At 40.7% G+C, this 14,483-nt stretch carries 8 protein-coding genes; 5 read left to right on the forward strand and 3 right to left on the reverse strand.

Going from position 1 to position 14,483, the window contains the following annotated elements:
* Window positions 1–12: 12 nt before the first annotated feature.
* Both RMY63_RS01705 and RMY63_RS01710 read left to right on the forward strand, forming a co-directional pair.
* Window positions 13–1,047, forward strand: a complete 1,035-nt coding sequence (locus RMY63_RS01705) for a terpene synthase family protein (RefSeq protein ID WP_322727014.1) — start codon at window positions 13–15, stop codon at window positions 1,045–1,047.
* Between the two features lie 243 nt (window positions 1,048–1,290).
* On the forward strand, window positions 1,291–2,682 hold the full coding sequence (locus tag RMY63_RS01710) for a cytochrome P450 (RefSeq protein WP_322727048.1): 1,392 nt from the start codon (window positions 1,291–1,293) through the stop codon (window positions 2,680–2,682).
* Window positions 2,683–3,074: 392 nt separating this feature from the next.
* Here the strand turns inward: RMY63_RS01710 and RMY63_RS01715 are convergent, their stop codons facing one another.
* Window positions 3,075–8,753 carry an AAA family ATPase gene (locus tag RMY63_RS01715; protein ID WP_322727015.1) on the reverse strand — a complete coding sequence of 1,893 codons (5,679 nt, stop codon included), beginning with the start codon at window positions 8,751–8,753 and terminating at the stop codon, window positions 3,075–3,077.
* A 388-nt stretch (window positions 8,754–9,141) separates the two neighbouring features.
* On the reverse strand, window positions 9,142–9,762 hold the full coding sequence (locus tag RMY63_RS01720; protein WP_322727016.1) for a response regulator: 621 nt from the start codon (window positions 9,760–9,762) through the stop codon (window positions 9,142–9,144).
* Between the two features lie 234 nt (window positions 9,763–9,996).
* On the opposite strand from RMY63_RS01720, the gene lipA reads away from it, so the two are divergent.
* Both lipA and RMY63_RS01730 read left to right on the forward strand, forming a co-directional pair.
* Complete coding sequence (gene lipA, locus RMY63_RS01725; RefSeq protein WP_322727017.1) at window positions 9,997–10,917, forward strand: lipoyl synthase; 921 nt, start codon at window positions 9,997–9,999, stop codon at window positions 10,915–10,917.
* A gap of 243 nt (window positions 10,918–11,160) precedes the next feature.
* Entirely contained in the window at window positions 11,161–11,298 is a 138-nt protein-coding gene (locus tag RMY63_RS01730; RefSeq protein WP_322727018.1) for a photosystem I protein PsaX, read from the forward strand.
* 22 nt (window positions 11,299–11,320) lie between these two features.
* On the opposite strand, the gene RMY63_RS01735 is transcribed toward RMY63_RS01730, so the two are convergent.
* Window positions 11,321–12,226: a branched-chain amino acid ABC transporter permease gene (locus tag RMY63_RS01735; protein WP_322727019.1), complete on the reverse strand. Its 906-nt coding sequence runs from the start codon at window positions 12,224–12,226 to the stop codon at window positions 11,321–11,323.
* A gap of 207 nt (window positions 12,227–12,433) precedes the next feature.
* On the opposite strand from RMY63_RS01735, the gene hrmK reads away from it, so the two are divergent.
* On the forward strand, window positions 12,434–14,305 hold the full coding sequence (gene hrmK, locus RMY63_RS01740; RefSeq protein ID WP_322727020.1) for a hybrid histidine kinase/response regulator HrmK: 1,872 nt from the start codon (window positions 12,434–12,436) through the stop codon (window positions 14,303–14,305).
* The last annotated feature ends 178 nt before the right edge of the window (window positions 14,306–14,483 follow it).

The following is a 14,483-nucleotide window of genomic DNA, read 5'->3' on the forward strand; positions in this document are numbered from 1 at the left end:
TAATATATTTTTATGAAGGAACTACTTTCCTCTGATTTATATTGCCCATTTTCATCCCATATCAATAAGCATGTTGATGTTTTAGAAGAGTATGCTCTTGAATGGGTAACTCGCTTTAACCTACTGGCAAATGAATCAGTTTATCGACGTTTCACCAAGTCAAATTTTTTTAAGCTAGTAGCAGGTGCTTATCCTGACTGCGATTTAGAAAAAATCAAGATTGCCAGTGATTTGTTCAGTTGGCTGTTTATTTGGGATGACCAATGTGATATGTCAGATTTAGGCCAACAACCTCAAGCACTCAAGCTTTTTCACCAAAGATTTATTGAAGTCCTAAATGGGGCAGAACTTACAAGCAACGATATACACCTTAGCTATGCTTTAAGTGACCTACGACAACGGATGCTTCAGATAGGAAGCATAAAATGGTTCCATCATTTTGTTTTTAGCTTTGAGGAATACTTCGCCGGATGTGTACAGGAAGCAAGTAACCGCGCACAGGAAATTATACCGGATATTGATACTTATATCAGAATACGGAACTTAAGTTCGGCTGGGGATCTTACTGTCGTATTAATTGAATTTTGCAATCAATTGCTGATTCCTAACATTTTACGACAGCACGAGATTTTTAAAAAACTCAAGGAGAAGACAATTAATATTCTTGCTTGGTGTAATGATATCTTCTCGTATTCTAGAGAAATGGCAAGTGGTGATGTTCACAATCTAGTATTAGTATTGTACTATCAACAGCAACTACCTTTAGAAATAGCGATTAAGCGTGCGATCGACATCCACGATCAAGAAGTACGAGAACTGCTCGAATTAGAAGCATGTCTGCCATCTTTTGGAGAAGAAGTAGATGCTGAACTTGCAAAGTATATATCAGGAATGTATGCCTGGATACGCGGCAATCTTGATTGGTACTTTAATTCCGATCGCTATCAAACTATAGAAAGGCTAGAGTTAGTAGAAACGTTGGAGTTAGATAAATCTCAAAGCAATATGCAAGTACTTTCAAACATGAAAGTTTTACTACCATTATAAGGAAAACTATACTATCTCAGCGAATATTTTTCACGATGCTCCCAACGATTTTTATAAAGGGTGGTTAGGAGCATCTATAATTTTACTGCTTCAAAGTTAATCAATATTACTCCATAACTAACAATACAAAAGTATAGCCGTAGTCATATAGGTTAGGACATAATGACAAGCGTGAATGTCTGGAAAAGTAATGTTTTTACCTCCTGCCTCCTGCTATAACGCAATTTCAGTATGAAAAATCAAATGCAACTACCTAATCCACTAAAAACTCCCTCTTTAATCCAGAAAATCCAGTGGGTTGCAGACCCCGTTAGTTTTATGGAAAATGCAGTTCAGCAATATCCTGACATTTTTACTGCTGAGGTAATTGGTTTTGGAGAGACTGTGGTTTTCGTGAACCATCCTCAAGCAATTAAAGAAATTTTCACTAATGATCGGAAGAAGTTTCTATTCGTTGGTAAAGTGAACAGAATATTTGAACCCTTAGCCGGGGAATATTCACTCCTGATGCTGAACGGTGAACGCCATAAACGGCGGCGACAACTCACAATGCCTTCCTTTCATGGCAACAGAATGCGAGCTTACGGTTCTTTGATTTCTAATCTCACCGAACAAGTCTTTAGTCAGTTACCGCTAAATCAGCCCTTCTTAGCTCGTACTGCAATGCAGGAAATTTCTCTGCAAATCATTTTACAAGCTGTCTTTGGCTTGCATAAGGGAGCACGTTACGACCAAATCAAGCGCTTAATGGCGTTGCTTTTGGATCTCTTTAGCTCACCTCTTACTTCTAGCTTCCTTTTTTTCCCCTTCCTGCAACAAGATTTAGGAGCTTGGAGTCCTTGGGGATGGTTTCTGCGTCAACGGCAACAAATTTATGAATTGCTTTACGCTGAAATTGCCCAACGCCGGGAAGAACCCAATCCAGATCGCATCGATATTTTATCCTTGCTGATGTTAGCGCGGGATGAAGCGGGTAATCCGATGACAGATCAAGAGTTGCGTGATGATTTGATGACACTGATGGTAGCAGGACATGAAACAGTGGCAACAGCAATGGCTTGGGGATTGTATTGGATTCATCATTTACCGAAAGTCCGAGAGAAATTGCTTCAAGAACTTGATTCCCTCGGTGATTCCCCAGATCCGATGAGCATTTTCCAACTACCTTATCTCACAGCTGTTTGTAATGAAACATTGCGAATTCACCCGATCGCAATGTTCGCGTTCCCCAGGATAGTTCAAGAACCCTGTGAACTACTAGGACATCCTTTAGCTTCTGGAACGTTACTGGTTCCCAGTATTTACCTGACTCATCAGCGTGAGGATTTATATCCGCAGCCTCAGCAATTTAAACCAGAACGGTTTATAGAACACGAATTTTCTACCTATGAATTCTTGCCCTTTGGTGGTGGAGTTCGTCGCTGTATGGGTGAAGCTTTGGCTATGTTTGAAATGAAGCTAGTATTAGCAAAAGTACTGTCAGGCTATCAACTTGCTCTAGCTGGTAAGCGGCCAGAGCATCCTCAACGTCGAGGTTTTGCACTTGCGCCTGCTAATGGGGTGAAGATGGTAGTTACAGGACGACATGTGCGTGAAGAGTCTCGAGTGAATATGACAACTACACCCGTCTTTTAGTAATCTGTCAGAGCGATTTTAATAGACCTGCCTTGAAAATAGGGACTGGGGACTGGGAAAGAGATATTTTTATTACTTCGTTGTGGACTCTGTTCATGGAGTCTCTTGCAAAAGTCCGCTAACACCCCACCCCCAACCCCTCCCTGCAAGCGGGGAGGGAGAATTTGACGTAAGTCAAAGGCGGGGTGGGGTTCTTTTTTTGATTTACGCAAGAAGTCTAATAGACATAGGAGTGAAAATTAATTCTGCGTTGCCCGAAATCCTTGGTAGGCACAATTCATGAATTGTGCCTACGTCATTTCACCAGATGTCTAATGAATATTAAAAACGCAGTTTTTGTGAAAAGCTGCGTTTTTAGTACTCTTATATTTTGACTTGGATCAATTACTCATTTAGCCCTCTAACTGTTGCATTGGTATCTCAATAGTAAACTCAGTCCCTTTTCCTGGTGTAGAATCACAGGTTAAACTACCTTTGTGTTTTTCCACGACAATCTGATAGCTAATCGACAACCCTAAACCTGTGCCACTTCCTACTGACTTGGTGGTAAAAAATGGGTCAAATATTTTCTGCTGCACGGCTTTTGTCATGCCAGAACCGTTATCAGTAATCCGAATTATCGCCATATTAGAATCTGTTAGTTCAGTAAAAATGTGAATTTGTCGTACCTGATGAGAAGTCGGTGACGTATCTAGATCATTTGTTAATTTTTCTCGCTCATTTACTAATGATGGATGATCTATGATAAATAACTCTTCTAAAGCATCAATTGCATTACTCAGGATATTCATAAATACCTGATTTAGTTGACCAGGGTAACAAATAACTTCCGGTAATTTTCCATATTTTTTGATGACTTCAATTTCTAGTAAATTGCTATTTGGTTTCAGTCGGTGCTGCAAAATCATTAAGGTATTGTCTATTCCCTCATGAACATCTACAGGCTTCATTTCCGCTTCATCTAAGCGAGAAAAATTGCGTAAGCCCAAAACAATATTTCGGATACGCGAACTCCCCACTTTCATGGAATCTAGAATCTTGGGCAAGTCTTCTGATAAAAAATCTATGTCAATCTCCTCAGATTTATCTTCAACTAAAGGGGAAGGATGAGGATATTCTTGCTGATAAATAACTATCAAATCTAGCAATTCTTGGACATACTCACTAGCATGATTAATATTGCCATGAATAAAGTTAATCGGGTTATTTATTTCATGAGCAACTCCCGCCACCATTTGTCCCAAAGAAGACATTTTTTCACTTTGAATTAATTGGATTTGGGTACTTTGCAATTCTTCTAGAGTTTGTTGTAAACACTGATTTTTGTTGTTAAGTTCTTGGGTTCTTTCCTGAACTTTTCCCTCTAGAGTATGGTTGTATTCTTCCAAGCTTTCTTTAGCTTGTGCCAAGTTTTTATAAAGAATAGCATTCTCTAAGGATATTGCTGCTTGAGTGGTGAGAAGTTTGAGAACTTCTATGCGATCGCGTGTAAATGCTCCTGTTGTCAGACGATTTTCTAGGTAAAGAATCCCAATCAATTTACCTTGATTTAGAAGTGGTATAGACAATAAGCTCTTAGGTTTTTCACTAATTATATAACCATCACCTGCTAGAAAAGAAACAGCTATTGGATCATCAATAACCAAAATTTCTCTAGAGCGTTTAACATAGTTAATCAAAGTAATGGGAACATCGTAGCTTGATTCCAGGCAAGTTGATGGAAACTCAGTGTAGGTATGCTCAAAATTGGAACTTGAACAAACTGCTGTGACGGTTAATGCTAAGTTATCACCTTCACTCAAAATGAAAGCGCATTTAGAAGCTCCTGCATTCTCCATAACAACTTCCATTAAAGTAGAAAGTAGTCGCTCAAGCTCAATTTCTCCAGAAAGTGCTTGAGATGCTTTAATGAATGCGGCTAAATCGAGAGAATCAGAAATACTTGTCTTCGAGCCAATAACAGTTTGTTGATTACTTAGGGTAGATAAAGATGATATAGATATGCTATTGAAAGAAACGCTTTCCTCACTAGCAGGTATACTCAGTTTTTGTTGCTGGGATATAGGAGTGAGTAATTGGGGATAGCGTTTTGCCAAATCGTCAACTTTGGCTTTTGCTCCCCAATTAACATATCCATAGTAGGCATCAATTAAGTAGGTTTGGGCAATTTTTCGCTTGCCCCATTTTAGATAAAATTTAGCTGCAAGTTCCTGAGCTAAAGCTACTTCATTCTTGTAGTCATGTTCTTCAGCTAGGGAGATAGCACGGTCGTATTCTTCCATTGCTTCAAGATATTTCCCTTCAACTCGATGCCTTTCTGCCTCCACTAAATAAAATTTATGCCAATTATTCATTGGGGCGTGATATGCCCAATATTGCATCTTTTCCTGATTAGCTTGCACCCGATCGAGAATGCACTTTTGCTCTGAATCAGGTGCATCAGTGTACACCGCCAGTTTGGCCAGAGAATCGTAAAAATAGAAAACAGGAATAACTAGTTGTCCTGTACCACTATCTAAATACTTTTCAGCTTGGGTGGCATTTTCAGCTGCTTGAGGGAACTGCTGAAACAAGTAGCATAAATGTAGTTTATGGAAATATAAATATAAAAGTCCGATTCCATCCTTGGCTTCCAAGTGAAGCGGCAGCATTTTCTCCTCATTATAGGCTTCACCAATTAAACGACAAGGATCTTCTACAAACCCCAGTAAATTTAAGACACTCTGTTGATAGATACAACTCCAGTTGAAGGCTCTTTCTTGCTTGATTTGCTTCAGGGCATTGCTGTAGTTTGCTATCTCACGTTCCAGCCCTGTCAGTTCTCTACCAATGGAATAACAACAGAAGCAATAAAACTGAAGAAATAAAGCTGCAAATTCTAAATCTCCTGTTTCCATCGCTAGAGAGTAGGCTTCTAATACAGTATTTAATGTTTCCTTAGGATGCTCCTTCCAATGGCGGATACCTGCATGAAATACCTCCATGACTTTTGCTGCAACTTCTTTAGCATTGTACTTAGCTACCAAACTTAAAGCCAGTTTGCCAAAATCATAGCCAGACTGAATATCTCCCTTTTCGCTACAGAGGATCGTTCCGTAAAGAACGTATGCAAAGGCGGACAAGGGGGCATTGCCATATTTGAGCGATAAGTTAATTTGTTTAAGAACAATCAATGAAAAAAGTTCAGGAGTAACTGCATAGGCGAAAAAAAGCGCATTCGATAGAATCCGCATAACTACCAATGTTTGTTCTGCCGTCATTTCTGGCAGATCAATTAAATCCTCAATCCGCTTTCCATTTATATTTGATGTTAATTCAGCGATCGCTAGCTGAATATCTGACTGACTGGGATTTTCAGGCAACTCAACTTCCAACAATTTTAGAACACTTAGTGCAGTCCTGACAGATTCTAGTGCTTGGTTCTGCGCTCCATAAGCTTTAATTTTGACTTCATAAACTTTTACTTTCTCCAGCAGTGTTTTCGCTCGTGCCAACACTACCTCTACTAATTGCTCCATTTGCCTAAAGTCACCAGCTAGATACGCCGCCTCGGCTGCTGTCTCATATAAAGCTAGGATTAGTTGATATTTAGTCTCCCAACTATCACTTGCCAGCAGTTGGATGCCGATAGTTAAATACTTAACAGCAGCGGGATAAGCTGTTGATGCTAAAGCTTTACGTCCAGCAATTAGATTCATCTGGGCCAGTTCATCTCGTTTAGCTTGAGGGGAGATGAATTCTACTGCGATATTAAACTGATTGACAAGCTCAAAAATCTTCTCTTCCTGTTCTGTAACAGGAATATTGTTCAATAAAAGTAGCCCGATTTTTAAGTGAATTGACTTTTTTTGTTCTTCGGGAATTAAAGAATAAGCGGCTTGCTGCACTCGGTCATGGACAAATTTATACTTAGGTAGCTGTAAATTAGAATTTGAAAATTGTGTAGATTCTATTCCATGAACAATGAATTCTTGATTAGTATGATCTTTTGCAAAAATGTTGTAATTTTCAGTCTGTGGTAAAACTAGCCCATCAAGTAATGCTTGCCACAAGTCTGATGCTGTATCTACTACAGATTTTTCATTCACGATCGCCAGAGTTTTTAAGTCAAATTGATTCCCAATACAGGCAGCTAGTTTCAAAACTTTTTGGGTATATATTGGTAATTTTTCTATTTGCAGGGCGATAAATTCTACTACATCATCCGTGAGAGCTAAATCTTTGATTTTGGAAATATCATACTGCCAATGACCAGCATCAAAATTTAATACAATTAACCCATCCTCATGTAAAGATTTAAGAAATTGAACAGAAAAGAAGGGGTTGCCTTTAGTTTTAGCAAACACCATCTGGGTAAGAGGAATAGCAACTAATTCAGAACAATGAAGTGTATCAGCAATTAAATGATTTAAATCACCCTGATTTAGAGGTGCTAAAGTAATTGTATTAATGATTGCTCCTGTTTTTTGAATCTCCTGTAGTGTCAAATAAAGCGGATGTGCCTTGGAAACTTCATTATCTCGATAGGAACCAACTAATAAAAAACCTCCTTTGGTTTCACGCATTTGTTCTGTCTCTTCTGAAAAAGAAGACAACATGTTTTCACACATTAATAATTGAATTAATTTAAAAGAAGCTGTATCTGCCCATTGCAAATCATCAAGAAAGATAACCAGGGGATGTTCTTTAGTTGTGAATATCTGGATGAATTTTTGAAACAATAAATTAAAACGATTTTGGGCAGCGCTGCCAGATAGTTCAGTAACTGGAAGTTGCTTACCAATAATCTGTTCGAGTTCAGGAATGACATCAATAATTACCTGAGCTTGTGTACCCAATTCTCCCAGAATTTTAACTTTCCATTGTTGAATTTGGGCATCAGTTTCACTCAGCAGTTGCCCGATTAAGTCCCGAAAGGCTTGCACTAATCCTGATAAGGGAATGTCACGTTGAAACTGGTCAAATTTTCCTTTAATGAAGTAACTACGCTGCCGTACAATCGGTTTATGGACTTCATTGACCACGACAGTTTTGCCAATACCAGAGAAACCTGCGACTAGGATCATTTCTGTTGCCCCTTCTGTTACGCGCTTAAAAGCAGCGAGTAAGCTTTCAACTTCACTTTGGCGACCGTAAAGTTTTTCGGGGATTACAAAACGGTCTGAGATGTCTCTCACACCGAGTTCAAAGGGTGGAATATTTCCTGTTTCTTGCCACTGGCTTTGGCACGTCTCCAAGTCATGCTTTAATCCCAAAGCACTCTGATAGCGGTCTTCGGCATTTTTTGCCATCAGCTTGCTGATGATGTCAGACAAAATTGGCCCAATATTGGAGTTAATCCGACTGGCTCTTGGCGGTTGTTTGGCAATGTGAGAATAAACTAACTCCGTCGGATCTTTGCTGGTGAAGGGTAACTGTCCGGTGAGGAGCTGAAAAAAGGTGACACCGAGGGAATAAAAATCAGTGCGGTAGTCAATACCTCGGTTCATCCTTCCGGTTTGTTCTGGGGAAATGTAAGCCAGAGTACCTTCTAAGATGTTGGGATTCGTGAGAAATTGAATTTCTCTTGGCAGAAGGGTGGCAATACTAAAGTCGATGAGTTTGATTTCATTTGTGCTAGGGTTTATGAGGATGTTGGCAGGCTTGATATCTTTGTGAATGATGCGATCGCGATGCAGTCTTTCCAAGGTAGAAGCAATTTTAATTGCAATGTGGAAAAACTCGTTCAGGGAAAGCCAGTTTTCCTTTTTTCCCTTGTCCTCTATTCGCCAGTTTTGGAGAGAAATACCGCCAAAATCTTCCATCACTAAGACATAGCTGTTACGGTAATTTTCTAAGCTATAGGTTTTGACTATGCCAGGAAAATCAAGGTTTTTGGTGATGATATATTGATTTCGGAACTGAGCTATTTCCGCAAAGGTAGGATATTCATTCCGCATCAATTTGAGAACGACTGATTTTTGGTCTTCTTCTCTAACACCCCGATAAACCAGGGTTTTACTACCTGAGTAGATTTGTTCAGTAATGCGATAGCCGAGAAACGAATATAATGTATCCAATACTACTAACATTGCGGACTAGGCTCATAATTATTGTTTCTATGGCTTATTATTCCCGCGTAAAGACTATCCTTATCATGAAATAGGATTTTTTTGTTTAATTTGTATTAGAAAATATGACTTTTAATATATTTTTATTACTAAATATCTAAATCTTGAGCTGTAGCGTTTTCTCATCAAGTTAAGTAGATATCAAAACTTAAACCACAACCCTTCTTTGAACTTACAAAGAGAGAAGATAAAGTACAGCTTTACCTTAGCCCGGTAAAGCTGTACCTCACTAAATAATGATGATTTGTGAATATAAGTGTTTTTGAACTAACTATTTTTATCCGCTTTTAATCGGACACCAGTATAAATGGTGTATTTTTGGCTGCGATAATAATAACGAGCACAAATACTACTTGATTTTTTGTTTAATAAAAGTCACAACCTGAGTTAGCTGTTTCTTCAAACCATCAATTTCTGCTTGCATTTTCACAATTTTCTCATTCAATGCATTAATTTCTGCCTCGGAGCCTCCTCCAGTACTGGGGGTTGCGACGCTAGGGGCTACTACCGTACCATTGGTGACACTAGAGGTTGCTACTGTGCCATTTTTGACGGCAACTGTTGCTCCTACTGAAACTAATTCTGGGCGTGGCTGTTTTGCCTTAGCCATAGCTAACTTAATCGCGCCAATTAGTTGTTTCTGATCAAAAGGCTTGCCCAAAAATTCAAAATATTCAAATGGTTCTGTGATTTTCTCAGTCACCTCTTCCTTGCGACCAGACATGATCACTAAAGGAATTTTTCTTAATTCTGGGTGGGCTTGAACTTGCTGAAAAACTTCCCAACCACTCATTTTTGGCAACAGGAAATCCAGCATAATCAGGCTGAGTTTTTCCTGAAGGATGAAATTTAGTCCTTCCACACCGTCTTTTGCTTCCAGTACCTCAAAATTGCCCGGAGGCAACATTTCTCGTACTTTTACCCTGACAACTGTAGTGTCATCGATAACTAAAATCTTGTTGCTTGCCACGACTGTTTGCTCTAACAGAAACTATAAGTGTAAATAGCGGCTTTGCCGATTGTCCTTGAGAATCCTCCCACTATATACATAATTTCTAGCAATTGGGGGATAGTATATTTCGGTATAAATCACATTGTTAGACGTGTTTTGCAAAACTTTTGCTCGTGCTCTTTTCAATTTGTGTCATGGTGATATTTAATCAACAGACCACTACATCTATATCCGCATCTTGCTGGGATGTCTATGATTTCGTCACAACAAGCCGACCTAAAGTCTGAAATTATGGCAATGCCTAGCTGGCTACGTCGCCCAATTGGCAAAGCCAGTGAAATCTCTACCGTACAACGCATTATTAAGCAGCGCCAAATTCACACGATTTGTGAAGAAGGACGTTGTCCTAACCGGGGAGAATGCTATGCCCAAAAAACTGCAACTTTTTTGCTAATGGGGCCTACTTGCACACGCTCTTGTGCTTTCTGTCAAGTAGATAAAGGTCATGCACCAATGCCTCTTGATTTAGAGGAACCTGAAAAGGTTGCCCAGGCGGTGCAGCTTTTGGGATTGCGTTATGTGGTGCTGACTTCTGTAGCCCGTGATGACTTGCCCGATCAGGGTGCAGGGCACTTTGTAAAGACGATCGCGACTATCCGCCAATTGAACCCAGAGACTCAAATTGAAGTGCTGACCCCAGATTTTTGGGGTGGTGCTGGTGTTGGCGAGTCAGGTCAACGCCAGCGGATAGCGATGATTGTCAAAGCCAAACCAGCTTGTTTTAATCACAATATCGAGACAGTGCAACGGTTAACTGGCCCAGTGCGCCGGGGAGCCAAGTACGCTCGCTCGCTCTTGGTGCTGGCTACGGTTAAAGAAATCGATTCGACAATTCCCACCAAATCAGGTTTGATGCTGGGACACGGAGAAACAGTTGATGAAGTCATTGAAGCAATGGCTGATTTAAGGACTGTGGGATGCGATCGCTTGACTATTGGGCAGTATATGCGTCCTTCTCTAGAACATCTGCCAGTCCAAAAATATTGGACTCCAGAGGAATTCGATCGGCTTGGCAGATTAGCATGGGAAATGGGATTCAATCATGTTCGTTCTGGGCCTCTGGTTCGCAGTTCCTATCATGCTGGAGAGGAGGGAGTGGGGAGTGGGGAGTAGGGAGTGGGGGGCAAGGGGGCAGGGGAGCAGGGGGAGCAGGGGGAGCAGGGGAAGAAATAACCAATGCCCCATACCCAATCCCCACTCCCCAGTCCCCAATCCCCAATCCCCAGTCCCCATTCCCCATTCCCCACTCCCCACTCCCCAATTCTTAAATTCACACAAATATTCTTAAAGAATTTGAGTATTTGGTACGCCAGTTTGGTATTTCTTAAAAAGTCATGACATAAGGAGAATCGCATTATGACTGCTAAAGCTAAGAATCCGCCAGTTGCCGACAGCGGCGCTAAACCTCCCTACGCCTTTCGCACAGGCTGGGCACTGTTCTTGTTAGCAATCAATTTACTGGTAGCAGCCTACTATTTCCACATTATTGAATAATTAGAAGTGGAATGGTGCTTGCTCAAATCGTTCCTTTGAATAAACCTTTGGGACGAATGAGCAGCACCAAAATCATGATGAACAGTGCGACACCTTGTTTATACTGGAAACCCAGCCAAGGAGTGCTGATTTCCTGGACGATGCCAATGATAAAAGCTGCTGCGATCGCACCGTAGGGATTGCCAATTCCACCAAGAATTACCGAGGCAAACAATGGTAGTATCAAGAACCATCCCATGTTTGGGCGGCAGTATGTAATTAACCCATACATACTGCCGCCCAATGACGTAAGAGTGCCAGCTATTAGCCAAGTCCAGAAAATTACTCGGTCAACATTAATACCTGAAACCCTGGCTAAGTCCAGATCGTCAGCAACTGCTCGCATCGCCTTACCAATTTTGGTATTTTGCAGCAGGTAATGCAGCCCTAAAATTGCTAGCACCGCCAACCCCAATACCAATAATTGATTTTGCGGTACATTTAAACCCAAAATATTTAAAACTGGCGTAATAGGTAAATCGTAATTTTGGTTCTTGCCACCCCAGATAAAAATAATCCCATTGCGAAGAAATAAGGCAAGTCCGATAGAAATAATAATCAGCGTAGTGGAAGTAGCACGGATAGAGCGCATCTTTGACCACAGTAACTTTTCCGATAACAGCATGGCTGCGACTGTTCCCGCCGCCGCCAGTATCATTGACAGCCAAATATTAATTTTTGGAATATTTAGGGAAAACCAGAAAATTTGAATACTTATGCCAGTATTTAACACAAATGTCAGATAGGCTCCTAAAGTTAGAAAGTCACCATGAGCAAAGTTAGATAGCCGTAAAATTCCATAGGTAAGAGTGAGTCCGACTGCGGGTAGAGCAATAATGCTCCCCAGCGCAATCCCATTAACGATTAGTTGGGCGAATTGTACATCCATAAGTCTTAAGTTGCGTTTGGAAAATTTAGGTTAGTAGTTGATACAATAATTTTTTTTTGAACTAGCTGCTAAACTCGACATCATAAGTTATGGTTTATAACAACATAAGTTATCGTTTATAAATAAAAAAGAATTGTCCGCTAATATACATAAAATCCTGTTGGGATTTTTATGCGTAGCTAAACTTGTTCAGCGGTCTAGTTGACCATGCAGCAGTATTCAAGCTTACCAGACCAGAACTCACTGATAGATGCAACGCCAAAACTTTTGACAACAATTGAGCAACTTCGCGCGCAGCTGTGGCTGGAGAGCAGCTTAAACCAGTTGCAAAGTCGCCTTAATGATTGCTTGCTTTCTGCTTGTAACACTGTCCCACAGCCAGAAGCCGCACAAGCGGAAATTTTCCAAACCGTGGTTAACGAGATTAATAGTGCTGTTCACAGCAGTAGTAATCTGGCACTTACAGAATGTGCCGTAGGCATCGCTATGTGTCAACCACAAGAAACTGTTGCCACAGTTTGTTATATTTCTCGTTCTCCATCCCCAAATTCACCACCTTTATTTCTAGAAGTGCTGACAGCAGAAAAAAAGCTGCTGTTGAGATTACAAGAGGTGATAGAATTTGAAGATTTGCAACAGCTTGAAAATCAACAACTACCGAGCGCTTGGCGGTTAGCTGATGATTCTGGCAGCGTTATGGGCTGGCTAATTATCGCCACAGCGCCCTTAAATTCTCATCATGAGTCGCTCATAGAATCACAAGCTCAACTCAGATCGCAATTGATGGCAAGGTCTGCAAAGTACTGTACTACAGCCTTGGTACAACTTAGACATATCCTATCTTGGCCGCAACGGTGTCAACAGTTAAGTAACTCTAATCAAGAACTGGAGCGCACTAATCAACTGAAAAATCAGTTTCTGGCAAACACCAGCCACGAAATTCGCACACCGCTTGGTTCCATTATTGGGTTTACCCATCTGCTTTTAGCTCCAGGGTACGAACCAACTAAAGAACGCCAGCAAGAGTATTTAAATATCATTCAGTCTAGCGGTAAACACTTACTAGCTCTGATTAACGATATTTTGGATCTCTCTAAAATTGAAGCAAATCAGCTAGAAGTACAGTGGGAAACAGTAGATGTGCCACTGTTGTGTAACAATGTTTTGGCACTGGTGAAAGAGAAAGCGGCTAATAAGAGCTTGAAACTGTGCCTAGAACTTGAACCCGATATTACAACTCTAGTAGCCGACCCCTTACGACTTAAGCAAATGTTGTTGAATTTAATCTTCAACGCCATAAAGTTTACCACTAAAGGAAGTGTTGGCTTACGTGTTGCTTCCAAAGGTGTATTTGTGCATTTTATAGTTTGGGATACTGGCACTGGCATTTCCCAAGAAGACCAAATTCAACTGTTTCAGCCATATTTCCAAATTGCCAAGGCCGTAGCAGATGGTGTTGAAGGTACTGGTTTAGGTTTAACAGTGACTCGGAAACTCGCCGAAATTCACGGTGGTTCAGTGAAAGTTGAATCTGAAATAGATCGCGGCTCCAGTTTTACCCTCATACTTCCCCTAAAGCAAGAGGTGGGAGTGGGAGCAGGGGGAGATGGGGGAGCAGGGGGAGATGGGGGAGCAGGGGGAGCAGGGGAAGCAAAATACTCCTTATCTCTTTTGCCTTTGACACCTAGTTCTTCTGTAGAGATTTTGCTGGTAGAAAATGATTTACCCAATGCTAATTTGATACGAATTTATCTAAGTAAATTGGGATATCAGGTGACTTGGGTTAAGAATCCTGGTGAGATGTGGGAAGCTCTAACTGTGTTAGATCCAGCGGTGATTTTAATGGATGTTTGTCTGGCAGATGGAAATGGTCTTAACTTGGTGCAACAATTACGAGAACATGGACAATATAAAACGATTCCGGTAATTGTTCAAACAGCAATGGCAATGAAAGGCGATCGCGAAACCTGTCTAGCAGCTGGAGTAAATGACTATATTTCTAAACCTATTGATTTACCACTTTTAGCCAGTCTGGTGGCCAAGTACAGTCAAGCACCAACCTTGGTTGATGGGGAGTGAGGAGATGAGGGAGCAGGGGTAAAATTCCTCTCCTCTGTACCATTCCCCCTGCCCCTCTGCCCAATGCCCCATAACTAATGACTACAATATAAATTATCGTCAATTAAAGGGTTTAAGACCCCAACCAAAACACGTAGCATATTTTCAGATGGGGATTTAAACGCCAACTGAAAATATT

This window comes from Nostoc sp. ChiQUE01b, assembly GCF_034531255.1.
Classification (GTDB): Bacteria; Cyanobacteriota; Cyanobacteriia; order Cyanobacteriales; family Nostocaceae; genus Nostoc.